At 74.4% G+C, this 25,157-nt stretch carries 27 protein-coding genes; 21 read left to right on the top strand and 6 right to left on the bottom strand.

Annotation, left to right across the window (positions count from 1 at the left end; translation table 11 throughout):
• Positions 1 to 16: 16 nt before the first annotated feature.
• Positions 17 to 1,237: an MFS transporter gene (locus AC1Q5D_RS03040; protein ID WP_481737093.1), complete on the bottom strand. Its 1,221-nt coding sequence runs from the start codon at positions 1,235 to 1,237 to the stop codon at positions 17 to 19.
• 94 nt (positions 1,238 to 1,331) lie between these two features.
• Between AC1Q5D_RS03040 and ftsY the strand changes: the two genes are divergently transcribed.
• The 4 genes from ftsY to AC1Q5D_RS03020 all read left to right on the top strand — a co-directional run bounded on the left by ftsY (position 1,332) and on the right by AC1Q5D_RS03020 (position 6,158).
• On the top strand, positions 1,332 to 2,471 hold the full coding sequence (ftsY, locus tag AC1Q5D_RS03035; RefSeq protein WP_481737310.1) for a signal recognition particle-docking protein FtsY: 1,140 nt from the start codon (positions 1,332 to 1,334) through the stop codon (positions 2,469 to 2,471).
• 271 nt (positions 2,472 to 2,742) lie between these two features.
• Positions 2,743 to 4,047 carry an ammonium transporter gene (locus AC1Q5D_RS03030; RefSeq protein WP_481737092.1) on the top strand — a complete coding sequence of 435 codons (1,305 nt, stop codon included), beginning with the start codon at positions 2,743 to 2,745 and terminating at the stop codon, positions 4,045 to 4,047.
• The gene (locus AC1Q5D_RS03025; protein WP_481737091.1) at positions 4,044 to 4,382 is read left to right on the top strand and encodes a P-II family nitrogen regulator; all 339 of its coding nucleotides are present in this window, start codon (positions 4,044 to 4,046) and stop codon (positions 4,380 to 4,382) included. Before AC1Q5D_RS03030 ends, AC1Q5D_RS03025 begins: the two co-directional genes overlap by 4 nt.
• Before the next feature lie 327 nt (positions 4,383 to 4,709).
• On the top strand, positions 4,710 to 6,158 hold the full coding sequence (locus AC1Q5D_RS03020; RefSeq protein WP_481737090.1) for a PQQ-dependent sugar dehydrogenase: 1,449 nt from the start codon (positions 4,710 to 4,712) through the stop codon (positions 6,156 to 6,158).
• A 44-nt stretch (positions 6,159 to 6,202) separates the two neighbouring features.
• Here the strand turns inward: AC1Q5D_RS03020 and AC1Q5D_RS03015 are convergent, their stop codons facing one another.
• A complete protein-coding gene (locus tag AC1Q5D_RS03015) occupies positions 6,203 to 7,648 on the bottom strand; it encodes a glucose-6-phosphate dehydrogenase (RefSeq protein ID WP_481737089.1) in 1,446 nt (481 codons plus the stop codon).
• A gap of 118 nt (positions 7,649 to 7,766) precedes the next feature.
• Between AC1Q5D_RS03015 and ffh the strand changes: the two genes are divergently transcribed.
• From ffh to AC1Q5D_RS02930, 17 genes are all read left to right on the top strand, one after another.
• Positions 7,767 to 9,329, top strand: a complete 1,563-nt coding sequence (gene ffh, locus AC1Q5D_RS03010) for a signal recognition particle protein (protein WP_481737088.1) — start codon at positions 7,767 to 7,769, stop codon at positions 9,327 to 9,329.
• Positions 9,330 to 9,338: 9 nt separating this feature from the next.
• Positions 9,339 to 9,899, top strand: coding sequence for an NUDIX domain-containing protein (locus AC1Q5D_RS03005; protein WP_481737087.1), 561 nt, complete (start codon positions 9,339 to 9,341; stop codon positions 9,897 to 9,899).
• Positions 9,900 to 9,952: 53 nt separating this feature from the next.
• Complete coding sequence (locus tag AC1Q5D_RS03000) at positions 9,953 to 10,837, top strand: VOC family protein (protein WP_481737086.1); 885 nt, start codon at positions 9,953 to 9,955, stop codon at positions 10,835 to 10,837.
• A gap of 236 nt (positions 10,838 to 11,073) precedes the next feature.
• Positions 11,074 to 11,490 (top strand): 30S ribosomal protein S16, encoded by a 417-nt coding sequence (rpsP, locus tag AC1Q5D_RS02995; RefSeq protein ID WP_481737085.1) that lies wholly within the window; start codon positions 11,074 to 11,076, stop codon positions 11,488 to 11,490.
• Position 11,491: 1 nt separating this feature from the next.
• On the top strand, positions 11,492 to 11,734 hold the full coding sequence (locus tag AC1Q5D_RS02990) for an RNA-binding protein (RefSeq protein ID WP_481737084.1): 243 nt from the start codon (positions 11,492 to 11,494) through the stop codon (positions 11,732 to 11,734).
• 115 nt (positions 11,735 to 11,849) lie between these two features.
• Positions 11,850 to 12,371 (top strand): ribosome maturation factor RimM, encoded by a 522-nt coding sequence (rimM, locus tag AC1Q5D_RS02985; RefSeq protein WP_481737083.1) that lies wholly within the window; start codon positions 11,850 to 11,852, stop codon positions 12,369 to 12,371.
• 1 nt (position 12,372) lies between these two features.
• Positions 12,373 to 13,158, top strand: coding sequence for a tRNA (guanosine(37)-N1)-methyltransferase TrmD (trmD, locus tag AC1Q5D_RS02980; RefSeq protein WP_481737082.1), 786 nt, complete (start codon positions 12,373 to 12,375; stop codon positions 13,156 to 13,158).
• Positions 13,159 to 13,385: 227 nt separating this feature from the next.
• A complete protein-coding gene (gene rplS / locus AC1Q5D_RS02975; protein WP_481737081.1) occupies positions 13,386 to 13,745 on the top strand; it encodes a 50S ribosomal protein L19 in 360 nt (119 codons plus the stop codon).
• A gap of 11 nt (positions 13,746 to 13,756) precedes the next feature.
• Complete coding sequence (gene lepB, locus AC1Q5D_RS02970; RefSeq protein WP_481737080.1) at positions 13,757 to 14,446, top strand: signal peptidase I; 690 nt, start codon at positions 13,757 to 13,759, stop codon at positions 14,444 to 14,446.
• On the top strand, positions 14,443 to 15,156 hold the full coding sequence (gene lepB, locus AC1Q5D_RS02965; protein ID WP_481737079.1) for a signal peptidase I: 714 nt from the start codon (positions 14,443 to 14,445) through the stop codon (positions 15,154 to 15,156). Before lepB (AC1Q5D_RS02970) ends, lepB (AC1Q5D_RS02965) begins: the two co-directional genes overlap by 4 nt.
• A gap of 125 nt (positions 15,157 to 15,281) precedes the next feature.
• Positions 15,282 to 15,962 carry a ribonuclease HII gene (locus tag AC1Q5D_RS02960; protein ID WP_481737309.1) on the top strand — a complete coding sequence of 227 codons (681 nt, stop codon included), beginning with the start codon at positions 15,282 to 15,284 and terminating at the stop codon, positions 15,960 to 15,962.
• 20 nt (positions 15,963 to 15,982) lie between these two features.
• Positions 15,983 to 16,306, top strand: a complete 324-nt coding sequence (locus AC1Q5D_RS02955; RefSeq protein ID WP_481737078.1) for a DUF2469 domain-containing protein — start codon at positions 15,983 to 15,985, stop codon at positions 16,304 to 16,306.
• 118 nt (positions 16,307 to 16,424) lie between these two features.
• Positions 16,425 to 16,781 (top strand): YraN family protein, encoded by a 357-nt coding sequence (locus AC1Q5D_RS02950; RefSeq protein ID WP_481737077.1) that lies wholly within the window; start codon positions 16,425 to 16,427, stop codon positions 16,779 to 16,781.
• Positions 16,778 to 18,340, top strand: coding sequence for a YifB family Mg chelatase-like AAA ATPase (locus AC1Q5D_RS02945; RefSeq protein WP_481737076.1), 1,563 nt, complete (start codon positions 16,778 to 16,780; stop codon positions 18,338 to 18,340). Before AC1Q5D_RS02950 ends, AC1Q5D_RS02945 begins: the two co-directional genes overlap by 4 nt.
• A complete protein-coding gene (gene dprA, locus AC1Q5D_RS02940; RefSeq protein ID WP_481737075.1) occupies positions 18,337 to 19,569 on the top strand; it encodes a DNA-processing protein DprA in 1,233 nt (410 codons plus the stop codon). The genes AC1Q5D_RS02945 and dprA overlap by 4 nt, the downstream gene beginning before the upstream one ends.
• A 96-nt stretch (positions 19,570 to 19,665) precedes the next feature.
• Entirely contained in the window at positions 19,666 to 20,712 is a 1,047-nt protein-coding gene (locus tag AC1Q5D_RS02935; protein WP_481737074.1) for a tyrosine recombinase XerC, read from the top strand.
• Between the two features lie 145 nt (positions 20,713 to 20,857).
• Positions 20,858 to 21,361 carry a DUF3145 domain-containing protein gene (locus AC1Q5D_RS02930; protein ID WP_481737073.1) on the top strand — a complete coding sequence of 168 codons (504 nt, stop codon included), beginning with the start codon at positions 20,858 to 20,860 and terminating at the stop codon, positions 21,359 to 21,361.
• Between the two features lie 73 nt (positions 21,362 to 21,434).
• Here AC1Q5D_RS02930 and fabF read toward each other — a convergent pair whose 3' ends face one another.
• The 4 genes from fabF to AC1Q5D_RS02910 all read right to left on the bottom strand — a co-directional run bounded on the left by fabF (position 21,435) and on the right by AC1Q5D_RS02910 (position 25,123).
• A complete protein-coding gene (gene fabF, locus AC1Q5D_RS02925) occupies positions 21,435 to 22,673 on the bottom strand; it encodes a beta-ketoacyl-ACP synthase II (RefSeq protein WP_481737072.1) in 1,239 nt (412 codons plus the stop codon).
• A 106-nt stretch (positions 22,674 to 22,779) separates the two neighbouring features.
• Positions 22,780 to 23,025 (bottom strand): acyl carrier protein, encoded by a 246-nt coding sequence (locus AC1Q5D_RS02920; RefSeq protein WP_481737071.1) that lies wholly within the window; start codon positions 23,023 to 23,025, stop codon positions 22,780 to 22,782.
• Between the two features lie 88 nt (positions 23,026 to 23,113).
• Positions 23,114 to 24,169 (bottom strand): beta-ketoacyl-ACP synthase III, encoded by a 1,056-nt coding sequence (locus tag AC1Q5D_RS02915; RefSeq protein WP_481737070.1) that lies wholly within the window; start codon positions 24,167 to 24,169, stop codon positions 23,114 to 23,116.
• A 33-nt stretch (positions 24,170 to 24,202) separates the two neighbouring features.
• The gene (locus tag AC1Q5D_RS02910; RefSeq protein ID WP_481737069.1) at positions 24,203 to 25,123 is read right to left on the bottom strand and encodes an ACP S-malonyltransferase; all 921 of its coding nucleotides are present in this window, start codon (positions 25,121 to 25,123) and stop codon (positions 24,203 to 24,205) included.
• Positions 25,124 to 25,157: the final 34 nt, after the last annotated feature.

Here is a 25,157-nt window from a genome sequence, read left to right as displayed (position 1 = left end):
GCCGCGCCGGGGCCCGTTACCCGGCGAGACCGTCCGGTTGGCGGGACCGGCCGGGCACGGGGATCCAGCCGGCGGCGCCGGCGAGCCCGACGAGCCCGGTGAGGACGAAGGCCCAGCCGTAGCCGGCCGCGTCGGCGAGGGCGCCGGCAATGACCGGGCCCAGGATCGCCCCGGTGTCCTGGGCCATCTGGAACGTCGCCAGGACCTTGCCGCCGTTGTTGCCGCGCCCGACGACGTCGGCGACCGCGGCCTGCTGGGCCGGGTTCATGAAGCCCGTCCCCGCACCGGCGATGATCGACAGGGCGATGAAGGCCGGGACGTTGTCCGTGAGTCCGAGGCCGGCCATGGCGAGGGAACCGACGGCCAGGCCGGCCATCACGGGCAGCTTGCGCCCGTGCCGGTCCGTGAAGTTCCCCGCCAGGGTGAGGGCCGCCGCGTTGCCGATGGCGAACAGGCCCAGGGACAGCCCGGCCAGCACGGCGCCCTGGGTGAACGCCTGCGCGGCGAACAGCGGCACCAGGGCGACGCGCACGCCGAAGTTCGACCAGCCGTTGGCGAAGCCCGACGCCAGCGCCGCGCGGTAGACGGGGGAGCGCAGCGCCTCGCCCAGCGGGACGGTCGCGCGGGTGTCCGGCTCGCGGCGCCGGCGGCCGCCGCGGACCCCGACTAGGGACCCGTAGACGATCGCCGCCGCCACGAGCAGGGCGCCGCCGTAGATGAAGAACGGGACCCGGTAGCCCAGCCCGGCCAGCAGGCCGCCCAGGACCGGGCCGGCGATGTTGCCGAGCAGGAACGCCCCGGCGTAGAGCCCGGAGATGCGGCCCCGGCTCTCCTCGGGCGCGAGCCGCGCGATCAGCGACATCGCCGAGACGGTGAACATGGTCGAGCCCAGCCCGCCCGCCGCCCGGAAGACGAGGAGCTGCACGTAGTCCGCCGCGAAGCCGCACAGGATGGTGGAGACGGCCACGATGAGCACCCCGCCGACGTACGTCGCGGGCTCGCCCCACCGGGTGGTGAGCCGGCCGGAGACGGGCGCGAAGGCCAGGCGCGCCAACGCGAACACGCTCACGATGAAGCTCGCGGCGGCGATGCCGACGTCGAAGCTGGCCGCGAACTGCGGCAGGACCGGCGCGATGAGCCCGAACCCGAGGGCGATGACGAACGCGGCCGCGATGAGGACGCGGATCTCGCGGGGGACCGGTGGGCGCGGCGCGGCGGCCGAACGGAGCAGTGGCATGTCGCTGGGAGTCTATCCGGGCCGGGGCGGCCGTTAGTCTAGGGGCGTGCCTACAGACCTGTTGATCCTGATCGCCGTCGTCGTCGTCGTGTTCGTGCTGCTGGGCATCGGGGCCGCGTTCCTGGTGCGCGGCCGGCGCACCCGGCCGGGGACCTACACGACCACCCGCGACCCCAACGACCCCGCCCCCGGGGGCGGCACGCTCCTCGGGGAGCGGCCCGCCGCCGAGGCGCCGCCCGCGCCCGGGGAACCCGGCGCCGCCGCGGAGGCCGAGGCCCCCGCGCCGACCGGGCCCGCCGTCGAGACGCCGGCGCCCGTCCTGGGCCGCCTGGGGCGCCTGCGCGCCCGGCTCGTCAAGTCCAACAACGCGCTGGGCAAGGGCCTGCTCGCCCTGCTCTCGCGCGACGACATCGACGAGGACGTCTGGGACGAGATCGAGGAGACGCTCCTGCTCGCGGACCTCGGGACCGAGCCCACCATGGAGCTCGTCGACCGCCTGCGCGAGCGGGTCAAGGTCGAGGGGCACCGCGACCCCGAGGCCGTGCGCTCCATGCTCCGCGAGGAGCTGCTCGCCCTGGTCGACCCCTCCATGGACCGCACCCTGAACGACGACCGCCACGACGGGCGGCCCAGCATCGTGATGGTCGTGGGGGTCAACGGCGTCGGCAAGACCACCACGATCGGCAAGGTGGCCCGCGTCCTGGTCGCCGAGGACAAGGACGTCCTGCTGGGGGCCGCCGACACCTTCCGCGCCGCCGCCGCCGAGCAGCTGGCCACGTGGGGCTCCCGCGTCGGCGTGCCCACCGTGAAGTCCGACGTCGACGGCGCCGACCCGGCCTCGGTCGCGTTCGAGGCCGTCAAGGCGGGCATCGAGCAGGAGGTCGACGTCGTGCTCATCGACACGGCCGGGCGCCTGCAGAACAAGGCCGGGCTCATGGACGAGCTCGGCAAGATCAAGCGCGTCGTCGAGAAGCAGGGCTCCGTCGACGAGGTCCTGCTGGTCCTCGACGCCACCACCGGCCAGAACGGGCTCAGCCAGGCGAAGGTCTTCTCCGAGGTCGTCAACGTCACGGGCATCGTCCTCACGAAGCTCGACGGGACGGCCAAGGGCGGCATCGTCGTCGCCATCCAGCGCCAGCTCGGCGTGCCCGTGAAGCTGGTCGGGCTCGGCGAGGGCCCCGACGACCTGGCGCCCTTCGACGCCGCGGAGTTCGTCGACGCGCTCCTCGACTGACCGCTCCGCACCTCGACGGCCACGGCGGGCCGGGACCCCAGGGTCCCGGCCCGCCGCCGTCGTTCCGGGACCCGGCGGGGCGCCCCGCCCCGCGGTCGCCCGCCGGCCCTGCTGCCGTAACGCGCCCGCAACATGCCCGCCGCGCGCCGTTAACGCCGCGGCCGGAACCGTAACCGGTACGCAACACCTGCGCGCGCCCCGCGAAACAGCGCCGCGACAGGCTGGGAGCAGCGGCGGGAGGGCCCCGCCGCAACGGACGGGAGGGGACGACATGGAGCTGTCGCCCAACGACGTGTGGGTCATGGTCAGCGCGGCGCTCGTGCTGCTCATGACCCCGGGCCTGGCCTTCTTCTACGGGGGCATGACGCGCGCCAAGAGCGTCTTGAACATGATGATGATGTGCTTCGCCGCCATCGGCGGCACCGCCGTGGTGTGGGTGCTGTGGGGCCACTCGATGGCCGGGGGCGGGGAAAGCGTCGCCGGGCTGTTCGGCAACCCGCTCACGCAGGCGGGCCTGGCCGGGACGATGGAGCCGGCCGGGCTGGTCTCCGCCGGCTTCGCCGGGACGTTCGCGATCATCACCGTCGCACTGATCGCCGGGGCGGTCGCCGACCGCGCCCGGTTCTCGGCGTGGATGGTGTTCGTGCCCGTCTGGGTCACCGTCGTCTACGCTCCGGTCGCGTTCTGGGTGTGGGGCGGCGGCCTGCTCTCCGCCGAGGGGGCGATCGGCAGCCGCGTGGGGGAGGCCATCGACTTCGCCGGCGGGACCGTGGTGCACATCAACGCCGGCGTCGCCGGCCTGGTCCTGGCGGTCGTCCTCGGGCGCCGCATCGGCTTCGGGAAGGACCCCGGCCAGCGCCCGCACAACATCCCGCTGACCATGCTGGGCGCGGCCCTGCTGTGGTTCGGCTGGTTCGGCTTCAACGGCGGCGCCGCCGCGGACGCCGCCCAGGCGGGGCTTATCTGGGTCAACACGCTCGCCGCCCCGGCCGCCGCGATGCTCGCCTGGATGGCGACCGAACGGCTGCGGGACGGGCACGCCACCTCCCTCGGCGCGGCCTCCGGCGTCGTCGCGGGCCTGGTGGCCATCACGCCGGCCTGTGCCGACGTCGCCCCGGTGGCGGCGATCGGGATCGGCATCGTCGCGGGCGTGGCCTCCGCGCTCGCCGTCGGCCTGAAGTACCGGTGGGGCTACGACGACTCGCTCGACGTCGTCGGCGTCCACCTGGTCTCCGGCCTTGTCGGCACGCTCGCGCTCGGGTTCGTCGCCCTGCCCTCGGCGGACACCGCCGGCGGCCTGCTCTACGGCGGCGGGGCCGGCCAGCTGGTCGCGCAGTCGGTCGCCGTCGCGGTGTCGGTCGCGTACACGGCGCTCGCGACGACGGCGATCGCCGCCGCCCTGCACGCCACCCTCGGCTTCCGGATCGGCGCCGAGGACGAGCGCGCCGGCATCGACCTGTCGGAGCACGCCGAGACCGGCTACGAGTTCGGCGGACTCGGCACCACGGGGACGTTCGTCCCGCACCCGGCCACCAGCGGACACCTGGCCGCCCGTGCCGAGGGGGCGGCGGCATGAGGCTCGTGACCGCCATCGTCCGGCCGGACAAGCTGGACGCCGTGCGCGGCGCACTCGAGGACTACGGCGTCCAGGGCCTCACCGTCAGCCAGGCCAGCGGCTACGGGCGGCAGCGCGGGCACACGGAGGTCTACCGCGGGGCCGGGTACACGGTGGACCTGCTGCCCAAGGTCCGCATCGAGGTGCTGGTGGCCAACGAGTGGGCGAGCGACGTCGTCGAGGTCCTCGTCGCGGCGGCCAACACGGGCCGCGCCGGAGACGGCAAGGTCTGGACCACCGCCGTCGAGGAGGTGGTGCGGGTGCGCACCGGGGAGCGGGCGGAGGCCGCGCTCTAGCCGGGACGGCAGCGGGCGCCGCGCCGGGTCCGGAGGGGCCAGGGCGCGGCGCCGCCCGTCTCCGGGAGGGGCGCCCCGGGCGGGCCGCCCGCCGCGTCGGGCGCCCTGTCCGGGCGTCCCGTGCGGGCGCGTTCCAGCGCTCTACCCGCCGTGCGGGGGCGGGTATAGCATGGCCGCCTCACCCTTGGTCAGCAGGCGTCCCGGGTCCCGCGGCGGCCATCCGGGGGGATGGCCGAACCGGTGGGCGGCAGCGAACCCCGCCCCGGCGCGGGCCCCTTCCCTCCCCACCCGCGGTCTCGACCGGTCCCCCCTAGGACGGCGATTGCCATGCAGACACAACCACGAACGCGTCGGGGGGCCCTGGCGGCCCTGGCCGCCGCGGCCTTCACCCTCGTTGCCGCCGGCTCCGGCGTGGCCGCGGGCCCGCCCGGCCCGGGCGAACCCATCGACGACCCGATCCCCGGACACATCGCCGACGGCGCCATCCAGCTGGAGTTGGAGACCCTGGCCGAAGGCGACGGACTCACCGCCCCGAACTGGGGAACCTTCGCCCCGGGCCACCCGGAGGTCCTGTTCGTCGTCGACCAAGACGGGCCCCTCTGGGCCGTCCACACGGAGACGGGCGCCAAGAACCGGGTCCTGGACACCGGGGCGCTGCTCGTTCCGCTGATCCTGGACGCGGACGAACGCGGGTTCCTCGGCGCGGCGTTCCATCCGGACTTCGCAGCCAACGGCCTGCTGTACACGATGACCTCGGAACCGATCCCGGGGACGGCCTCCACGCCGGACCAGCAGCCGAACCACCTGGCCACCGTGCGCGAATGGGCGGTGCCGGACCCCGGCGCGGACCCCCTCGGCCGTGCGGCCCTGACCCCGGCCAACGCCACCAGCAGGACCGTGCTCACCATCGAGGAGCCGCAGTTCAACCACAACGGCGGTGCCCTGTTCTTCGGGTCCACGGAGGCAGACCGCCGCCTGCTCTACGTCACGTCGGGCGACGGCGGCTGCGCCGACGACCAGCACGGGCAGCTCGGCCTCGCGGGGGAGGGGCCGTGCATCAGCCACGAGGGCGCGGGCAACGCGCAGGACCCGGCGAGCCCGCTGGGCAAGATCCTACGCCTGGACCCGGCCGCCGGCGGCGCGCCGGAGGTCTTCGCCCTCGGATTCCGGAACCCGTTCCGGGCCTCCTCCGACCGGGCCGACCTCGGCGGCACCGGCCTTGTTTGGACGGCGGACGTGGGGCAGAACCAGCTCGAGGAGGTCAACGCCCGCATCCGGCAGGGCGGGAACTACGGGTGGCGCGTGAAGGAGGGCACGTTCCTGTTCGACCCGGGCGGGACCGACCTGATGGGCTTCGCCTCCGACGGGTTCGTCTTCGCCGACGCGCCCGGTTCGCCGCCCGGCCTGGCCGACCCCATCGCCCAGTACGACCACGACGAGGGGGTCGCCACCATCGGCGGCTTCGTCTACCGCGGCTCCAGCCTCCCGGAGCTGCACGGGACCTACGTCTTCGGCGACTACTCGGACGGTTTCAACTCCGGCAACGGGCGCGTCCTGTACGTCGACGAGTCCGACCGCGCCGACCCCCAGCGGCGCACGCCGAAGGTGTTCAACCTCGTCAACGGCCACCTCAACGTGTTCGTCCTCGGCTTCGGCGAGGACGCCCGCGGCGAGCTGTACGTGCTGGCCAACGGCACCGGCGGCCCGGACCAGGAGCAGGGCGTGGTCATGCGGCTCGTGCGGGAGTGCGCCGCCGGGGCCGACTGCCGCGACTGACCCGGGCGCGGCCCGGGACCGGACCCGCGGGCCCCGGACCGCGTTCAGGGGGCGGACGCCGGCGGCGCCGGGACGCCGCCGTCCTCCGCGCCCGGGTTGGTCGGCCAGCCGGTGGGCCCCGCGGAGCCGGCCGCGTACTCCTCGAGCGGCACGTCCCCGCGGCCCCAGGCCTCGAGCACGGGCTCGACGATCCGCCAGCATTCCTCGGCGGTGTCGCCGCGCACCGACAGGGTCGCGTCGCCGTGGAGGACGCCGAGCAGTACCTCGCCGTAGGGGAGCAGGTCGGGGGAGTTCAGCTCCGCCGACAGGTCGATGCGGTCCAGGTGGAAGAGGTCGCCCGGCCCGTTGACGTCGAGCTCCAGGTCCAGCGTGTCGGGCCCGAACCCGATGCGCAGGCGCGTCGGCGTGTCGCACCCCGTGAACCCTCCGGGCAGGTGCGGGACCCGCTTGAACGTCACGACCGCCTCCTTGCGGGCCGTGCCGAGGGCCTTGCCCGAGCGCAGCAGGAACGGCACGCCGGCCCACCGCGAGTTGTTCACCCGCAGCTCGATCTCCGCGAGGGTTTCCGTCCCGCGCGCGGCGTCGACGCCCGGCTCGGCCGCGTAGTCCGGGACGTCCCGCCCCCGGCTCGTGCCTGCCGTGTAGCGCGCGCGGCGGGAGCAGGCCGCGGCGTCCCCGGCCGGGGCGGTGGCGCGCAGGACGGAGCCGATGTGGTCGCGCAGGTCGCGCTCGCCGAGCGTGGCCGGCGGATTGAGCGTGAGCAGGGCCAGGATCTGCAGCAGGTGCGACTGGATCATGTCCCGCAGGGCTCCGGCGCCGTCGTAGTAGCCGGCCCGCGACTCCAGGGCGAGGTCCTCGTCGTAGACGATCTCGACCTTCTCCACGTGCTCGCTGGACAGCAGCGGCTCGAACAGCCGGTTGGCGAAGCGCAGCCCGAGGATGTTGAAGACGGTGGCCTTGCCGCGGAAGTGGTCCACGCGGTGGATCCGCTCCTCGGGGAGCAGCCGCGTCAGCAGCGCGTTCAGGGCCGCCGCGGAGTCCCGGCCCGACCCGAAAGGCTTCTCCAGCACGAAGCGCGTCCCCTCGGGGACGTCCTCCGGGGCGAGCGCGCCGCAGGCCGCCTCCGTGACGGACGGCGGCAGCGCGAAGTACACGGCGACCGGCCCCTCGACGCGGCCCAGCAGGCCCGCCAGGGCGCCCGGCTCCGCGACGTCCAGCGACTCGTAGCGCGTGGACGCGGAGGTCGCGTCCAGGTCGCGGGCCCCGGACCCCGTGGCCGCGCCCCGGGCGTCCGCGAACGCGTCCGCGACCCGGGCGGACCAGTCCTCCCCGGTGAAGCCGGGGCCGCCCACGCCGGCCAGGGCGAGCCCGGGGGCCCTGCCGGTGGCCAGGAGCCGGGCCAGCCCGGGCAGCAGGAGGCGGCCGGTGAGGTCGCCCGAGGCTCCGAGGATCAGCAGGGTCCTGACGGTGGCATCCGAGTCGCGGTTCACGTCCCCACCCTGCCACGGGCGCGCGGCCGTGTCTGCCCCGCCTTGCTAGGCTGGAGGGGAAACAGACCGGCGGGCCGCGCGCCCGCGCCAGCCCCATCGCGAAAGAAGCACCCGGCCCGTGTTCAACTCCCTCTCCGACCGCCTCACAGCCACCTTCCGCAACCTGCGCGGGAAGGGCCGCCTGTCCGAGGCGGACGTCGACGGCACCGTCCGCGAGATCCGCCGCGCCCTGCTGGACGCCGACGTCGCGGTCCCCGTGGTGCGCGAGTTCGCCGGCCACATCAAGGAGCGCGCGCTCGGCTCCGAGGTGTCCGAGGCGCTCAACCCGGGACAGCAGGTCGTCAAGATCGTCAACGAGGAGCTCGTCGCGATCCTCGGCGGCGAGACCCGGCGCCTGAACCTGGCCAAGTACCCGCCGACCGTCATCATGCTCGCGGGCCTGCAGGGCGCGGGCAAGACGACCCTCGCCGGCAAGCTGGCCAAGCACCTCAAGGCCCAGGGCCACCGGCCGCTGCTCGTCGCGTGCGACCTCCAGCGCCCCAACGCCGTCAAGCAGCTGCAGATCAACGGAGACCGCGCCGGCGTCCCCGTCTACGCGCCGCACCCGGGCGTCTCCAGCGAGTTCGAGGCGCCGAGCGGGGACCCCGTCGTCGTCGCCCGCAACGGCGTCTCCGAGGGTCGGCAGAAGCAGCACGACATCGTCATCATCGACACCGCCGGCCGCCTCGGCGTGGATGCGGAGATGATGCAGCAGGCGGCGGACATCCGCGCGGCGGTCAACCCGCAGGAGGTCCTGTTCGTCATCGACGCGATGATCGGTCAGGACGCCGTCGCCACGGCCCAGGCCTTCCAGGAGGGCGTCGACTTCACCGGCGTCGTCCTGTCCAAGCTCGACGGCGACGCGCGCGGCGGCGCCGCGCTCTCCGTCGCCTCCGTGACCGGAAAGCCGGTCATGTACGCGTCCACGGGCGAGGGCCTGGACGACTTCGAGGTCTTCCACCCGGACCGCATGGCCAGCCGCATCCTCGACATGGGCGACATCCTCACGCTCATCGAGCAGGCGGAGCGCACCTGGGACAAGGGCGAGGCCGAGCGGATGGCGAAGAAGTTCGCCGACCGCGAGGACTTCACGTTCGAGGACTTCCTCGCCCAGATGCAGCAGATCAAGAAGATGGGCTCGATGAAGAAGCTGCTGGGCATGATGCCCGGGGCCCAGGTCTCCCGGCAGCAGCTCGAGCAGTTCGACGAGCGCCAGATCGACCGCATCGAGGCCATGGTGCGCTCCATGACCCCGCACGAGCGGGTCGCGCCCAAGATCATCAACGGCTCGCGCCGGGCCCGCATCGCGAAGGGTTCGGGCGTGGCGGTCTCCGAGGTCAACCAGCTGCTCGAGCGCTTCGGCGAGGCGCAGAAGATGATGAAGCGCATGGCCGCCGGCGGGGGGATGCCCGGGATGCCCGGCGGTGCCGGCCGGGGCAAGAAGGGCGCCAAGGGCGGCGGCGGCAAGAAGAAGCAGCAGAAGTACGGCAATCCCGCCAAGGCGGCGCAGGCGGCCAAGGACGCCCAAGAGCGGAAGGCCGCCGCCCCGGCCGGTTCGGCCTTCGGGCAGGGTGCCCCGCAGGACTTCGACCCCTCGAGCCTGAACCTCCCCGCGGGGTTCGACAAGTTCCTCGGCAAGTAGCGGGGCCCCGTGCACGGACTGGAGGGCTTCCTCGGCGCGCGCTCGAGGCACCGCGTCCACGCCGCGGCCCTGCTGCGGCGCCGCGACGGCGCGGTGCTCGCGGTGCGCTCCGGCGGGGGCGGCTGGGGGCTGCCCGGCGGGTTCGTCAGGGCCGCGGCGACGCCGCGCCAGGCGGCGGCGGAGGCCCTCAGGCGGCTGGCGCTGGACCCGGCCCTCGGCCGGCTGGCGGCGCAGGACTTCCGGGCGGGCGACGACGGCGGCACCGAGCACCGCGTCTATGACGCGGGCACGTGGGACGCCGACACCGACGGGTTCACGGCCGACGGCGGCCGCCTCAGCGCGCGCTTCCTGCCGCCCGCGGCGGTGGCCGACGGCGACCCGCTCGTCGCGGCGGCCCTCCGCGCCATCGAGCTCGGCACGGTCGCCGAGTTGGAGGACGGCGAGGAGGCCTCGGCGGCGGCGCCCGGCGCGCCCGCGCCCGCGATGATGCCCGACCTGGCGGGGCTCCGGGGCGCCGTGGGGGAGCCGGCGGCGGGTCGGCCGGTGCGTCCCGCCACATATTCATTGTAGTTTCAACTGATTGGTGGCATGCTGGAGGGGTCCCCTCCCGGAAAGGCCCCACCATGAGCACGCCAGCACCCACCCGCCACGCCGACGACCTCCTGCCCGCCGACCTGTCCATGGGCACCGTGATGCTCAAGGTCCGCGATCTGGCGGGGATGACCGACTACTACACCGGTGCGCTGGGCCTGTCGGTGCTGTCCGAGGGCGACGGTGGCGTGCTCCTCGGCCGGGCCGGGGTCCCGGCCGTCCACTTGGCCCCCGGTCGCGGCCTCGAGCTGCCCGGGCGCGGCGAGGCCGGCCTGTTCCACACGGCCCTGCTGTTCCGGGACCGGGCCGCGCTGGCAGCGACCGTGTTCAGCGCCGCGCGCCACGACGGCACCCTGTTCGCCGGCAGCTCCGACCACCTGGTCTCGGAGGCGTTCTACTTCACCGATCCCGAGGGCAACGGCATCGAGCTGTACTGGGACCGCCCGCGCGAGTCCTGGGCCTGGGACGGCGACCGCGTCCGGATGGCCACGCTCGCCCTCGACCCCAACGACTACCTCCGCCGACACCTGACCGAGGACGCGGTGGCCGGCCAGGGCGCAGCGCCCGCGGCCGTCGGCCACGTGCACCTGCAGGTCGGCGACACGGCCGCCGCGGCCGCGTTCTACGTCGACACGCTGGGCTTCGAGCGCACCGCGGAGATGGCGGGGCAGGCGCTGTTCGTCTCCGCCGGCGGCTACCACCACCACATGGCCATGAACGTGTGGAACAGCCGGGGTGCGGGGCCCCGCCGGGACACGCTCGGGCTGGGCGAGGTGTTGATCACCGTCCCCACCGAGGACGCCGTCGGCGCCCTGGCGGAGCGGCTCGACCACGCCGGGGTCGACCGCCACCACACCGGCCGGGAGCTCGTGGCCCACGACCCGTGGAACAACCGGCTGCGCATCGCCGTCGGATAGGCGGCTCCCGGCCTCCGGCGGGCCGCGCCGTCGCCCGCGGCGCCGCCCCGGAGGCGTGTCCGCGCGGTGGTTCGCGCGGACGCTTCCCCGTCTGGCATAATGGCCGGGTACCGCCCGCGTCCGGACCCTCTCTCCGTGCGTGGACGCGTCCACCAGGACCCCCGGAGTACGGCCCTCCCCACGGGAGCGGAAAGGGCGGGTTCGCCCCAGTTCAAGAACCAGGAGTGACCACACCAGTGGCCGTTAAGATTCGACTGAAGCGCTTCGGCAAGATGCGCGCCCCGTACTACCGCATTGTCGTCATGGACTCCCGCTCCAAGCGAGACGGGCGTGCCATCGAGGAGATCGGCAAGTACCACCCGACGGAGGAGCCCTCGTTCATCGAGGTCGACTCCGACCGCGCCCAGTACTGGCTCGGCGTCGGCGCCCAGCCGACCGAGCAGGTCGCCGCGATCCTCAAGATCACCGGCGACTGGCAGAAGTTCAAGGGCATCGAGGGCCAGGAGGGCACCCTGAAGACCAAGGGTGCCAAGGAAGCCTACGTCGCCCCGGAGAAGGAGTCCGTGATCCTGCCGGAGGCCATCACGCCGAAGGCCGAGAAGGCCGCCCCGGCCGAGGACGAGGCCCCCGCCGAGAGCACCGAGGCCGAGTAGCGTGTTGGCCGAGGCACTGGAGCACCTGGTCCGGGGAATCGTGGATTCCCCGCAGGACGTCGTCGTCGCCCACAAGGGTGGACGCCGCGGCGACGTGCTCGAGGTCCGGGTCCACCCGGACGACCTCGGCCGCGTCATCGGACGCCAGGGCCGGACCGCCAAGGCGCTGCGCACTGTCGTGGCCGCCCTGGCGGACGGCGAGCAAGTCCGGGTCGACGTCGTCGACACCGACCGCCGCCGCTAACCGCCGGCTCCGGTGGCCCCGCACCCACGGGTGCGGGGCCACCGCCGTTAACAGCCCGCCCGCCGCCCGCGGGGCCAGTAGGATCGGGGTCGAACGCACCCCGGAAGGAGAACGCATGCGCGTCCAGGTCGCCCGCATCGGCAAGCCCCACGGCATCCGTGGCGAGGTCACCGTCCAGGTCCTCACGGACGACCCCGCGGAGCGCTTCGCGCCCGGCGAGCGCTTCGAGGTCGAGCCGGCCGGCTCCGGCCCCCTGACCGTCGCCGGGGCACGCTGGAACAAGGACATCCTGCTGCTGGCCTTCGAGGAGGTCGCCGACCGCACGGCCGCCGAGGCACTGCGCGGCGCCCGGCTGTTCGCCGAGTCCGTGGAGGACGCGGAGGACGACGACGCCTGGTACGAGCACGAGCTCCAGGGCCTGCAGGTGCGCGTGGGGGAGCAGGCCATCGGCACCGTCACCGCGCTGCGGACCGGCGCCGCCCAGGACCTGCTCGTCATCGAGGACCGGGACGGGGGAGAGGTGCTGGTTCCGTTCGTCGCCGAGCTGGTCCCGGAGATCGATGTCGACGCCGGCTACCTGGTCCTTGACCCGCCCCCCGGGCTGCTCGAGCTCAACCGCGCGGAGGACGGCCGGTAGCGTGCGCATCGACGTCGTCAGCATCTTCCCCGAATACCTCGCAGCGCTGGACCTTTCGCTCATCGGCAAGGCCCGCCGCGACGGACTGCTGGACCTGCGGGTCACCGACCTGCGCGACCACACCCACGACCGCCACCGCACGGTCGACGACACCCCCTACGGCGGCGGCGCCGGCATGGTCATGAAGCCGCAGCCCTGGGCCGAGGCGCTCGGGGCCATCGCGGACGCGTCGCCCGCCGCGGGCCGGCCGGTGCTCGTCGTGCCATCGCCGGCGGGTGCCGTGTTCGACCAGGCCATGGCCCACGAGTTCGCGGGGCTCGACCACCTCGCCTTCGCCTGCGGCCGCTACGAGGGCATCGACGAGCGCGTCCTGGATTGGGCGGGCGAGCGCTTCGAGGTGCGCCCCGTCAGCCTCGGCGACTACGTCCTCAACGGCGGCGAGGTCGCGGTGCTGGCCATGGTCGAGGCGACCGCGCGGCTGCTGCCCGGCGTCATCGGCAACCCGCACTCCCTCGTCGAGGAGTCCCACTCCGACGGCCTGCTCGAGTACCCCGTCTACACCAAGCCCGCCGTCTGGTGCGGCCGGGCCGTGCCCGAGGTCCTGCTCGGCGGCCACCACGGGCTCGTCGCCAGGGCCCGGCGCGACTGGCAGCTCGAGCGGACCGCCGAGCGCCGCCCCGACCTCGTCCTGGCCCTGGATCCGGCGACGCTCGACGCGGCGGACCGAACGACGCTCGCGCGCTGCGGGTTCACCGTCGGCGACACCGCCGTCGTCCGCTCCGCGTAGGCCCGCGCCGGCGGCGGGATTGGTCCGCCGCCGCGCCGCTGTGGCAGAATGGGGGATTGCGTCCGCCGGGCCGCCTCCTGCCGCAGGGGGAGGCCGTCAACGGCCGGACCGCCGGCATCCGGGCACCGGAAGCCGGTACCTTCGCTTCGGTCCCGCAGCCCCGCGACAGCGGGCTGTGGGCCGCGTCCACGGTGGGCGACCTGCGGCACCCACCCAGGGAGTAGACCATGAACATCCTCGATTCCGTCAACGCCGCGTCGCTGCGCGACGACGTCCCGGCCTTCCGACCCGGCGACACCCTGAAGGTGCACGTCAACATCATCGAAGGCAAGAACACCCGCGTCCAGGTCTTCCAGGGCTTCGTCCTGGGCCGCCAGGGCGCCGGCGTCGGCGAGACGTTCACCGTCCGCAAGGTCTCCTTCGGCGTCGGCGTGGAGCGCACCTTCCCGGTGCACTCGCCGATCATCGAGAAGATCGAGGTCGTCGCCCGCGGCGACGTCCGCCGCGCCAAGCTCTACTACATGCGCGACCGCCACGGTAAGGCGGCGCGCATCAAGGAGAAGCGCGAGTTCGGTCCCGCCAAGTAGGCGGACCCGGGGTGGCATCCGACGATGCCGCGGCCCCGGACCGGAACACCGCCGGCCCCCGCGACACCGCGGGCGACCGCGACAGGCGCCGGCCCCAGCCACGGGGCCGGCGCCTCGTCGTTGGCGCCGTGGTGGCGGCGGGCCTGCTCGTGCTGGTGGTCCGGGCCACGGCCGTGGACTTCTTCTCCGTCGCCAGCGGCTCCATGGAACCGACCCTCGCGATCGGGGACGGGCTGCTGGTGGACCGCACCGCCGCGGACGACGTCCGTCGCGGCGACGTGGTCGTGCTCGACGGGCGCGGCTCGTTCCTGGCCTACGGCGGCGACGGGCCCCTCGACGGGCTCCTGCGCGCCCTTCACCTGGCCGGGCGGGACACGCTCTACGTCAAGCGGGTGATCGCCACCGGCGGGGACCGCCTAAGCTGTTGTGACGGCGAGGGCCGGCTCCTGCTCAACGGGCAACCGCTCGAGGAGCCCTATCTCCACCCGGACGGCCCACCCAGCGAACAGGAGTTCAGCGTGCACGTACCCGAGGGCAGGCTTTGGGTCATGGGAGACCACCGGTCCATCTCGACGGACTCCCGGGCCCTCCTCGGGGCCCCCGGCGGGGGAATGGTCCCGGCCGAGCGCATCGTGGGGCGCGTCGACGCCGTCGTCTGGCCGCCCTCCCGCACGCACTCCGTCCAGGGGGCCCCGCGGTGACCGGGGGGTCGGCCGGCGCGCAGGCCGGGCCCCAGCGCTCCCGCGCGTGGGGTTGGCTGCGCGAGGTGCTCGTCGTCGTCGGCATCGCGCTGCTCTTGTCCTTCCTGATCAAGACGTTCCTGTTCCGGGCGTTCTACATCCCGTCCGGATCGATGGAGCCCACCCTGGAGATCAACGACCGGATCTTCGTCAACCTCATGGAGCCCGGGCCGTTCGCCCTCGAGCGCGGCGACGTCGTGGTCTTCCGGGACGAACTCGACTGGCTCGGGCCCGTGCCCGAGGAGGAGACCGGCCCCGTGCGCGAGGCCCTCGCCTTCGTGGGACTGCTGCCCGAACAGGGACAGCAACACCTGGTCAAGCGCGTCATCGGCCTGCCCGGGGACACCGTCGTCTGCTGCGACGGCTCGGGCCGCATCACCGTCAACGGCACCCCGATCGAGGAACCCTACCTCTGGCCGGGCGCGGCGCCCTCGGACCTCGAGTTCCGCACCACGGTCCCGGACGGGAAGCTGTGGGTCATGGGCGACCACCGGAACGCGTCGGCCGACTCGCGGTTCCACCGCGACACCCAGGGCGGGTTCGTCGACATCGGCGCCGTCGAGGGAACCGTCGCCGTGATCGCGTGGCCGCCGTCCCGGATGGGCTGGGTCGACGGCCACCACGAGGCCTTCGACGACGTGCCCGGCCTGGCCGCGACGGGCGGGGCCTAGCCGTGGCTGCCCGCTCCACGGCGGCCCGGCCGGCCGCCGCCGCGCCGGCGGCCCGGTCCGGAGGCGCACCGGGAACCCGTTCCGGGGGCAAGCGCCGCGGGGCGGCGGGCGCCGGAACGGCCCGTCTGGTCCCCCCGGCGGCGACGCTGCGCCACGAACTCGGCCTGGCCCAGGCCGGGCACCGGCTCGTCGGCGGGTGCGACGAGGTGGGCCGTGGTGCCCTGGCCGGCCCCGTCACTGTCGGCCTCGTCGTCGTCGACCCGGCCGCCTCCGGGCCGCTGGAGGGCGTACGCGACAGCAAGCTGCTGCCCGCCGCGGAGCGGGAACGGCTGGAGCCGCTGATCCGCGCTTGGGCCCTGGCCTGGGGCGTGGGACACGCCGAGGCCGACGAGATCGACCGCTTCGGGCTGGTGGCCGCGCTGCGCCTGGCGGGGCTGCGGGCCCACGCCGCCCTCGCCCCGGACCTCAGGCCCCAGGCCGTCCTGTTGGACGGAAACCTGGACTGGCTCGCGCCCCCCGCCCAGGAGCCGCTGGACGCCCCGGCCTGGCCGGCCGCGGTGGCGGCGCCCGTGCACCTGCGCGTGAAGGCCGACCTGGAGTGCCTCAGCGTGGCCGCGGCGAGCGTGCTGGCGAAGGTGGAACGCGACCGCCTGATGGCCGGGCACCACGAGCGGTTCCCCCAGTTCGGCTGGGACACGAACAAGGGGTACGGGACGGCGGTGCACCGCGCGGCCCTGCGCGAGCACGGACCGACCGCGCTCCACCGCCGCAGCTGGCGCCTCGACGCCGGCGCTGCGGCAGAATAGAACCCGATCAGGAGGAGACGATGAGCGCCGAAGACCTCGAGAACTACGAGACGGACATGGAGCTGCAGCTCTACCGGGAGTACCGGGACGTCGTGAACCTGTTCAGCTACGTCGTGGAGACGGAGCGGCGGTTCTACCTGGCCAACGACGTCGACATCCAGGCGCGGTCCGCGGACGGGGAGATCTACTTCGACGTGCGCCTGCACGATGCGTGGGTGTGGGACGTCTACCGGACGGCCCGGTTCGTCAAGAACGTCCGCGTCATCACGTTCAAGGACGTCAACGTCGAGGAGCTCTCCAAGAGCGACGACCTGACCATCCCGAAGGAGGGGCTGGGCAACTAGCCAGCTTCCGGCCACCGGACCTCCACAGGCGGCCCCGCATGGTCCCCCGTCCACACTCCGCCGCCGCGGCCCCCGCCGCGTCCCGGCCCCGGCGACACTGGTCGCGGAGGTGGTGGCGATGGGACGCAACCAAGAGCTGGGCCGGTACGGCGAGGAGCTTGCCGCGCGGTACCTGGCGGACCAGGGCATGGAGCTCCTGGACCGCAATTGGCGGTGCGGGGCAGGGGAACTCGACATCGTGGCCCAGGACGGGCCGCACATCGTGTGCGTCGAAGTCAAGACCCGCACCGGGGAGGGCTATGGGCACCCCGCGGAGGCGGTCGCCGGCCAGAAGCTGAGGCGGCAGTACATCCTGGCCGCCGAGTGGTGCGCCAGCAACGGCAGGCGCTTCCGCGACGTGCGCATCGACGTCGTCGCGATCGTCCTGCGCGCCGGTGGCCCCAGCATCGAGCACTACCGGGCGGTCGTCCAGTGAGCCTCGGCCGGACCGCGACCGTCGCCCTCGTCGGGCTCGAGGGCCACGTGGTCGACGTCGAGGCCGACCTCGGGGGAGGGCTGCCCGGGTTCGTGCTGCTCGGGCTGCCGGACGCCTCGCTGGCCGAGTCGCGCGACCGGATCCGCGCCGCCGCCCGCAACGCCGGCGTCCCCTTGGCGCCGCGCCGCCTGACCGTCAACCTCGTGCCGGCCTCCCTGCCCAAGCGGGGCTCGTCCTTCGACCTGGCGATTGTCCTGGCCGCCGTGGCCGCCGCCGGGGACGCCCGGCCGCCCGCCCGGACGATCCATTTGGCCGAGCTCGGCCTCGACGGGAGCCTGCGCCCCGTCGCGGGGGTCCTGCCGGCGGTCATGGCGGCCGTGCGCGCCGGGCGCACCGACATCGTCGTCGCCGAGCCCAACCGCCGCGAGGCCGAACTGGTCCCCGGGGCGCGCGTCGCCGGCTTCCGGCACCTCGCCGAGGTGCTGGAGGCCTACGGCGCAGACCCCCGGGCCCTGCGGATGCCGCTTCCGGGGGCCACACCCACGGACCCGGACCCGGCGCCGGCGGAGGGTGGCCCGGCCGGGCCCGCAGCGGGCCTTCCCGACCTGCGCGACGTCGCCGGGCAGGCGGAGGCCCGCTACGCACTCGAGGTCGCCGCGGCCGGCGGGCACCACCTGCTCATGGTCGGGCCCCCGGGGGCCGGCAAGACCATGCTCGCGGAGCGCCTGCCCTCGATCCTTCCCGAGCTGAGCGACTTCGAGGCCCTCGAGGCCACGGCGGTCCGGTCGCTGGCGGGCGGCGGGGCCGTGACGTCGCTGGTCCGGCGCCCGCCGTTCGAGAGCCCCCATCACAGCGCCAGCATGGTCGCGCTCATCGGCGGCGGCAGCGGGCTGCCCCGGCCAGGTGCCGTCTCCCGGGCCCACCGCGGCGTCCTCTTCCTCGACGAGGCCCCGGAATTCGCGGCGCAGGCCTTGGACAGCCTGCGCCAGCCGCTGGAGTCCGGCGTGCTGACGATCCACCGCGCGGCCGGGGCAGCGACGTATCCGTCCCGCTTCCAACTGGTCCTGGCCGCCAACCCCTGCCCCTGCGGCCGGTCGACCGGCAAGGGGCTCGAATGCACGTGCACGCCCCTGCAGCGCCGAAGGTACTTCAGCCGACTGAGTGGGCCCCTGCTGGACCGCGTCGACCTGCAGCTGCAGGTCGGACAGACCCCGGCGGCCGACCTGCTCGGGGCTGGGCCGGCCGAGCCCAGTGCGGCCGTCGCGGCGCGCGTCGCCGAAGCGCGGCGCGCACAGGCCACCCGTCTGCGGCCCCTGGGCATCGGCCGCAACGCCGACGTGCCGGGGCCGCTCCTCCGTGGTTCCCTCGCGCCGCCCCGCGCGGCCGCACGGCTGCTCGACCGGCTCGTGGACCGGGGCGTGCTCACGGCCCGGGGCTACGATCGCGTCCTGCGCACCTCGTGGTCCGTGTGCGACCTGCGCGGGGCCGGGGTTCCGGGGGCCGAGGACATCGAGGTGGCGTGGCAGTTGCGGCGCCTGGGGAAAGGGGACGCGCGATGAACGGCAGCGGTGCGACGGGAGGAGGCGCGGCGACGCGAAGGGCGCGGGCCGCGCTGTCGCGGATCATGGAGCCCGGGGACCTCACGGGCCTGGCCCTCGTCGCCGTCGCGGGGCCCGTCGCGGCCCATCGGCTCGTCGCCACGCACCGGGGCCGCGCGCCGGCCACGGAGCAGCAGGGCGTGGCCGAGCTCCTGGGCGGGGGAAACCGCGCCGAGCAGCAGCTCGACGCGGGCCTGGAGCGCTGGCGGCCCCGGCTCCACGACAGCGACCCGGACCGCGACCTGGGCCTGCTCACCCGCCTCGGCGGTGGGTTGGTGGTGCCCGAGGACCCGGAATGGCCCACGCAGCTGGGGGATCTGGGCCTCGCGCAGCCCCTGTGCCTCTGGTGGCGGGGCGCGCACGCGCCCGGGTCGCTGCCTCCGCCCGCCGGGCTCCTGGCCGTGGTCGGCAGCCGGGACGCGACGGAATACGGGAGGCACGTGACCGCCGACCTGTGCGGGACGCTCTCCCGGGAGGGGATCGTGGTTGTCTCGGGCGGGGCGTACGGCATCGACGCCCGCGCCCACGAGGCCGCACTCGCCTCGTGGGGCGGGGCCGGTCCGTCCACGGTCGCGGTCATGGCCGGGGGGTTGGACCGGTTCTATCCGGCAGGCAACGACCAGCTGCTGCGCCACGTCGCCGAGCGGGGCACCCTGCTCGCGGAAGTGGCCCCCGGCACGGCCCCCACGCGGTGGCGCTTCCTGCAGCGGAACAGGATGATCGCCGCGCTCTGTGGCGCCAGCGTCGTCGTCGAGGCCCGGTGGCGGTCCGGCGCGCTCAGCACGGCGCGGCGGGCCGCGGAGATCGGCAGGGAGGTCGGGGCGTTCCCCGGCTCCGTCCACTCGCCGAACTCGGCCGGCTGCCACCGCCTGGTCCGGGAGGGCGCCGCGACCCTGGTCACCGACGGCACCGAGGTGCTCGAGCTCTTGGGGGACTCGCCGGCCACTCCCGCCCTGGACGCGGAAGCGGCCCGGGACGCGGCCGCGGCCCGGAGCCACGACGGTCTCGACATCCAGGACCTCCTCCTGCTCGACGCGCTGCCCCTGAAGGCGTACAGCACGCCCGACAAGCTGGCCATCGTGGCGGGTCTGGGAATGGGCGCCGTCCTGGGCGGACTGTCCCGGCTCGAGGCCCGGGGACTGGCCGTCCGGTCCGCCGCCGGCTGGCGTCGGGGGCACCCGGACGCGTGAGGTCCCGCCGGACGCGTACCGCCCCGATGCCGCGTTCCCGGTCGGCTCCCGGCGTGGCCACTTGGCCCTCCGGCCCAACCGCGCCAGAGTGGAGCGGTGAACAGCACACCGGAGCCGCGCGACGCGCGGGACGGACGCGGTTGGGACGCCGCGGTCGCGGGATTCGAGCGCCACCTGTCCCTGGAACGCGGACTCGGCGCGCACACCGTGCGGGCCTACCGCGGGGACCTCGAGCGGCTGGCGGAACACGCGCGGGCCGCCGGGGCAGGCACCCCGGGGGACGTGGACCTCGTGGTGCTGCGGGGCTGGCTGGGCGCCCAGCGCGACGCCGGCCTGTCGCGGGCGACGCTGGCCCGCCGCGCCGCGTCGGCCAGGACGTTCCTGGCCTGGGCCAGGCGGGAAGGCCTGGTGCAGACCGACCCCTCGCAGCGGCTGCAGGCGCCGAAGGCCCGCCGATCCCTCCCGCCCGTCCTCCACGCGTCCCAGATGCAGCGGCTCCTCGACGGGCCCGGCCCGGGCGGCAACGACGCTCCCGCCGACGGATCCGCCGACCACGGCGCACCGGGCCCCGGTGGGTCTCCGCGCGGGACCGGCGCGGCGGGCGAGACCCGTGCGGGCGGTGGCGCGGCGGCCGAGGCCATCCGCGTCCGCGACGCCGCGATCCTGGAGCTGCTCTACGCGACGGGCCTGCGCGTGTCGGAACTGACCGGACTGGACCTGGACGACATCGACCACGAGCGCCACACCCTCCGCGTCCTCGGCAAGGGCGGCAAGGAACGCACGGTCCCGTACGGCGGGCCCGCCCACCGGGCCCTCTCGGCCTGGCTGGCCACGGGCCGCCCGGCCCTCTCGACCGGGCGGGAGGCGGCCGCCGCGTTCCTCGGCCCGCGCGGCGGAAGGATGGGGCCGAGGCAGGTGCGGACCGTCGTCGACCGGGCCCTGGCCGGGCTGGGCGACACCGCAGCGCGCGGCCCCCACGCATTGCGGCACACCGCCGCAACGCACCTGCTCGACGGCGGGGCCGACCTGCGCAGCGTCCAGGAGCTGCTCGGGCACTCCTCGCTGGCGACGACGCAGCTGTATACCCACGTCTCCATCGAGCGCCTCCGGGAGGGCTACCGGCGGGCGCACCCCCGGGCCTGAGGGCCGGTCCGGGGCCGCGATCCCGGCGCGCCGCCCGGGGCGGTGGCGCGGGGCAGCACAATCGTGCAGAATGATGCCTGACAAGCTCGTTCGTCAGGTGCCGCGGTCGTAGGGGAAGACGCACCAACGGCAACTGGAGGATGGGATGTCTGAAACCATGACGCGGGGCGTGTTGTTCATCCACTCGGCCCCGTCCGCGTTGTGTCCCCACATCGAGTGGGCGATCGGGTCCGTGGTGGACCAGCGGACGGACCTGACGTGGGCCCCGCAGTCTGCCGCGCCCGGAATGTATCGGGCGGAGGTCATGTGGGCCGGCCCGCAGGGGACCGGGGCGCAGCTGGCGTCCGCGCTGCGCGGCTGGGCGCACCTGCGCTACGAGGTCACCGAGGAACCCAGCCGCGGGGTCGACGGCAGCCGTTGGTCCCACACGCCCGAGCTCGGCATCTTCCACGCCACCACCGACGCCTCCGGCAACATCGTCGTCAGCGAGGACCGCATCCGCTACGCCTACGAGCAGGGCAACGGCGACCCGACGCTCGTCTACCACGAGCTGTCGCTGGCGCTCGGCGAGGCCTGGGACGAGGAGCTCGAGCCGTTCCGGCACGCCTCCGAGGGCGCTCCCGTCCGCTGGCTCCACCAGGTCGGCTGACCCCGCACCATCCCCGTTGCCACGAGGAAGGGCCCCGGACCGCACGGCGGTCCGGGGCCCTTCCTTGCGCACCCTAGAGGCTGCGGATGGCGACGACGGCGTTGTGGCCGCCGAAGCCGAAGGAGTTGTTCAGCGCCACGATCTGGCCCTCGGGCAGCTCGCGCGGCTCGCCGGTGACGACGTCGAGGGGGATCTCCGGATCCTGGTTCTCGAGGTTGATCGTCACGGGGGCACGCCGCTCGTAGATCGCCAGCGTGGTCAGCACGGACTCCACGGCGCCCGAGGCGCCCAGCAGGTGGCCCATTTGGGACTTCGTGGCGGAGACGGCGACGTGGTCGACCTGGCCGCCCAGGGCCGCCCGCAGGGCCGTGTATTCCGGCTTGTCGCCCACCGGCGTGGAGGTGGCGTGCGCGTTGACGTGCACGACGTCCGCGGGCTGGACCAGGCCGTCGAACATCGCGGCCTTCAGGGCGCGCGTCGCGCCGAGGCCCTCGGGGTCCGGGGCGGTGATGTGGTAGGCGTCGGCCGTCACGGACGTGCCGGCCAGCTCGGCGTAGATCCGCGCTCCGCGGGCCCGGGCGTGCTCCTCGGCCTCCAGGACCAGGGCGCCGGCGCCCTCGCCCATGACGAAGCCGTCGCGGTCCGTGTCGTAGGGGCGCGAGGCGTGCTCGGGGTCGTCGTTGCGGCGGGAGAGCGCCTGCATGGCGGCGAAGGACGCGAGCGGCATCGGGTGGATCGCCGCCTCCGCGCCGCCACACATGACGATGTCGGCCTTGCCGTTGCGGATCAGTTCCAGACCCACGTGCATGGCCTCGGTGCCGGACGCGCAGGCGGAGACGGGGGTGTGGGCACCGGCCTTGGCGCCGAGGTCCAGGCTGACCGCGGCGGCGGGGCCGTTCGGCATCAGCATGGGCACGGTCATCGGCAGGACCCGGCGGGGGCCCTTCTCCTTGAGCGTGTCCCAGGCGTCCAGGAGCGTCCAGACGCCGCCGATCCCGGTGGCGAAGGCCACGGCCAGGCGGTCGTGGTCGACCTCGTCGAACCCGGCGTCGCGCCAGGCCTCGCGGGCCGCGACGACGGCGAACTGGGTGGAGGGGTCCATCCGCTTCATCTCGACCCGGGACAGGGTCTCGGAGGCGGGCGTCGCCACGCGCGCGGCGAACGTGACCGGGAGCTGGAAGCGCTCGACCCAGTCGTCGGTGAGCGTGCGGGCCCCGGAGGTGCCCTTGAGGGCGTTGGCCCACAGCGTGGGCACGTCCCCGCCGATCGGCGTGGTGGCTCCGAGGCCGGTGATCACTACTTTGCGGGCCATCTGGTCGCTCTCTGTGGTGGTGGCTGGTGGGGGAGGGGCGGGCGCGGGGGCGCCGACTGGTCGCGGCGCCCCCGCGGCGTTCCCCCGGGGCGGGGGAGGGAACCGCCTAGGTCTGGGCGGTGGCGATGAAGTCCACGGCGTCGCCGACGGTCTTGAGGTTCTTGACCTCCTCGTCGGGGATCTTCACGTCGAACTTCTCCTCGGCGTTGACCACGATGGTCATCATCGAGATGGAGTCGATGTCGAGATCGTCCGTGAACGACTTGTCGCGCTGCACGGCGTCCGTGGCCAGGCCGGTCTCTTCGTTGACGATCTCCGCCAGGCCGGCCAGGATCTCTTCGTTGCTAGCCATAGTGGCTCCCTTTCTGTCGTGCCGGGACTCTCCCGACGCTTGGTCCCGCCCCTCGGGGGCGGAAGGCATGGTTCAGGCCGCTACAAGCCTAGGGCAGGACGACGACCTGAGCCCCGAACACGAGGCCCGCGCCGAAGCCGATCTGCAGGGCCAGGCCGCCGGAGAGCTCCGGGCGCTCCTCGAGGAGCCGGTGCATGGCCATGGGGATCGAGGCCGCGGACGTGTTCCCGGAGTCGGCGATGTCCCGGGCGACCACGACCGACTCGGGCAGCTTGAGCTGCTTGACCATCTCGTCGATGATCCGCATGTTCGCCTGGTGGGGAATGAATGCGACCAGGTCCTCGGCGCCGACGCCCGCCTTCTCGAGGGCGACCTTCGCCATCTTGGCCATCTCCCAGACCGCCCAGCGGAACACCGTCTGGCCGTCCTGGCGCAGGGTCGGCCAGAGCTTGGCCTCCGTCTCGGCGACGAGGGCGGTCCCCTCCGGGTCGTCCTCGGCGGCGATGGCGATGTCCCGCAGGTCGATCAGCGAGTGCGTCATGCCGATGGCGTTCCACTTGGAGCCGTCGGAGCCCCACACCGAGGGGGCGATGCCGGGGGTGTCGGAGGCCGCGACGACGACGGCGCCCGCGCCGTCGCCCAGCAGGAACGACATCGAGCGCTCGTGGTTGTCGATGAAGTCCGAGAGCTTCTCCGCACCGACCACGAGCACGGCGTCCGCGGCGCCGGAGCGCACGAGCGCGTCGGCCTGGGCGACGCCATAGCAGTAGCCGGCGCAGGCGGCGGAGATGTCGAACGCCGGCGCCGGGGTCGCGCCGAGCCGGTCGGCCAGGGCCGCGGCGGCCGACGGCGTGGCGTACGGGAACGTCACGGTGCTGACGATGACGGCCCCCAGCTGCGAGCCGTCCATGCCGGCGGCGGCCAGCGCGTCGCGGGCAGCGGCCTCGGCCATGTCGAGCAGGGACGTCTGCTCGTCGGCCCGCCGCCGGGTGACGATCCCGGTGCGCTGGCGGATCCACTCGTCGGAGGAATCGATCCACTGGCAGACGTCCTCGTTGGTGACGACGACGTCCGGGCGGTAGGCGCCGACCCCAAGGATGCGGCTGTGCGCGTTGGTGGGCGCCTGGTTGAGCACTGCGGTCACGGTGGGCTCCAGTCGGGTTGGGGAAAGTCGGGGCTAGGCGGTGTGTTCGGCGGCGAAGGCGCGGGCCGCGGCGATGTCCCCGGGCTCCTTGAGGGCGAACGTCGGGACGCCCTTCAGGCCGCGGCGGGCCAGGCCGACGAGGGTGCCGGCCGGGGGAAGCTCGAGGATGCCGGTGACGCCCAGTTCCGCCATGCGCTCCATGCACAGGTCCCAGCGCACGGGCCGGGAGACCTGCGCGACGAGGCTCTCGAGGTTGGCGGCGCCGTCGGCGACGGGGGCGCCGTCGTGGTTGCTCAGCAGCGTGGCCGAGGGGTCGGCCGGGGCCAGTTGCGGCGCGAGCGCCTCCAGGACGGCGACGGCGGGGGACATGTGGTCCGTGTGGAAGGCCCCGGCGACCTTGAGCGGTATGACGCGCGCCTTGGCGGGAGGGTCGGCGGCGAGGGCCTGCAGCTGCTCGAGCGTCCCGGCGGCCACGGTCTGTCCGCCCCCGTTGGCGTTGGCCGCGGTCAGCCCCAGCGACTCGAGGGTGCCGGCGACCTCCTCGGCGTCGCCGCCCAGCACGGCGGCCATGCCGGTGGGGGCCGCGGCGGCGGCCTCGGCCATGGCGTTGGCGCGTTCCCGCACGAACAGCATCCCGTCGGCCTCGCCGAGGGCACCGGCGAGCACGGACGCCGTCACCTCCCCGACGGAGTGCCCGGCGACGACGGCGCCGGCGGGCGTGCCCTCGGGGAACAGGGCGCGGGCTGCCACGAGGCCGGCGGCGACGATGAGCGGCTGCGCGACGGCGGTGTCCTTGATCGTCTCTTCGTCGGAGACGGTGCCGTGGGCGGCCAGATCGCGGTCGACGGCGCGCGAGAGGCCGGCGAGGTGGTCGGCGGCGCCGTCGACCTCGAGCCAGGGCGCGAGGAATCCGGGCGTTTGGGACCCCTGTCCGGGGCAGACGATTGCAAGCACGTTTCCAGCTTTCCAAAGTCGCGGGGTGTGCCGG

Source organism: Arthrobacter paludis (assembly GCF_056782315.1).
The sequence above is the reverse complement of the archived record's forward strand: the minus strand, read 5'-3'. Positions and strand labels throughout refer to the sequence as shown.

What these genes read in the sequence shown, in the direction of transcription:
- AC1Q5D_RS03040 (WP_481737093.1), bottom strand. Translation starts at nt 1,237, where the DNA reads ATGCCACTGCTCCGTTCGGCCGCCGCGCCGCGCCCACCGGTCCCCCGC.
- AC1Q5D_RS03030 (WP_481737092.1), top strand. Translation starts at nt 2,743, where the DNA reads ATGGAGCTGTCGCCCAACGACGTGTGGGTCATGGTCAGCGCGGCGCTC.
- AC1Q5D_RS03025 (WP_481737091.1), top strand. Translation starts at nt 4,044, where the DNA reads ATGAGGCTCGTGACCGCCATCGTCCGGCCGGACAAGCTGGACGCCGTG.
- AC1Q5D_RS03020 (WP_481737090.1), top strand. Translation starts at nt 4,710, where the DNA reads ATGCAGACACAACCACGAACGCGTCGGGGGGCCCTGGCGGCCCTGGCC.
- AC1Q5D_RS03000 (WP_481737086.1), top strand. Translation starts at nt 9,953, where the DNA reads ATGAGCACGCCAGCACCCACCCGCCACGCCGACGACCTCCTGCCCGCC.
- rimM (WP_481737083.1), top strand. Translation starts at nt 11,850, where the DNA reads ATGCGCGTCCAGGTCGCCCGCATCGGCAAGCCCCACGGCATCCGTGGC.
- rplS (WP_481737081.1), top strand. Translation starts at nt 13,386, where the DNA reads ATGAACATCCTCGATTCCGTCAACGCCGCGTCGCTGCGCGACGACGTC.
- AC1Q5D_RS02955 (WP_481737078.1), top strand. Translation starts at nt 15,983, where the DNA reads ATGAGCGCCGAAGACCTCGAGAACTACGAGACGGACATGGAGCTGCAG.
- AC1Q5D_RS02950 (WP_481737077.1), top strand. Translation starts at nt 16,425, where the DNA reads ATGGGACGCAACCAAGAGCTGGGCCGGTACGGCGAGGAGCTTGCCGCG.
- dprA (WP_481737075.1), top strand. Translation starts at nt 18,337, where the DNA reads ATGAACGGCAGCGGTGCGACGGGAGGAGGCGCGGCGACGCGAAGGGCG.
- AC1Q5D_RS02930 (WP_481737073.1), top strand. Translation starts at nt 20,858, where the DNA reads ATGTCTGAAACCATGACGCGGGGCGTGTTGTTCATCCACTCGGCCCCG.
- fabF (WP_481737072.1), bottom strand. Translation starts at nt 22,673, where the DNA reads ATGGCCCGCAAAGTAGTGATCACCGGCCTCGGAGCCACCACGCCGATC.
- AC1Q5D_RS02920 (WP_481737071.1), bottom strand. Translation starts at nt 23,025, where the DNA reads ATGGCTAGCAACGAAGAGATCCTGGCCGGCCTGGCGGAGATCGTCAAC.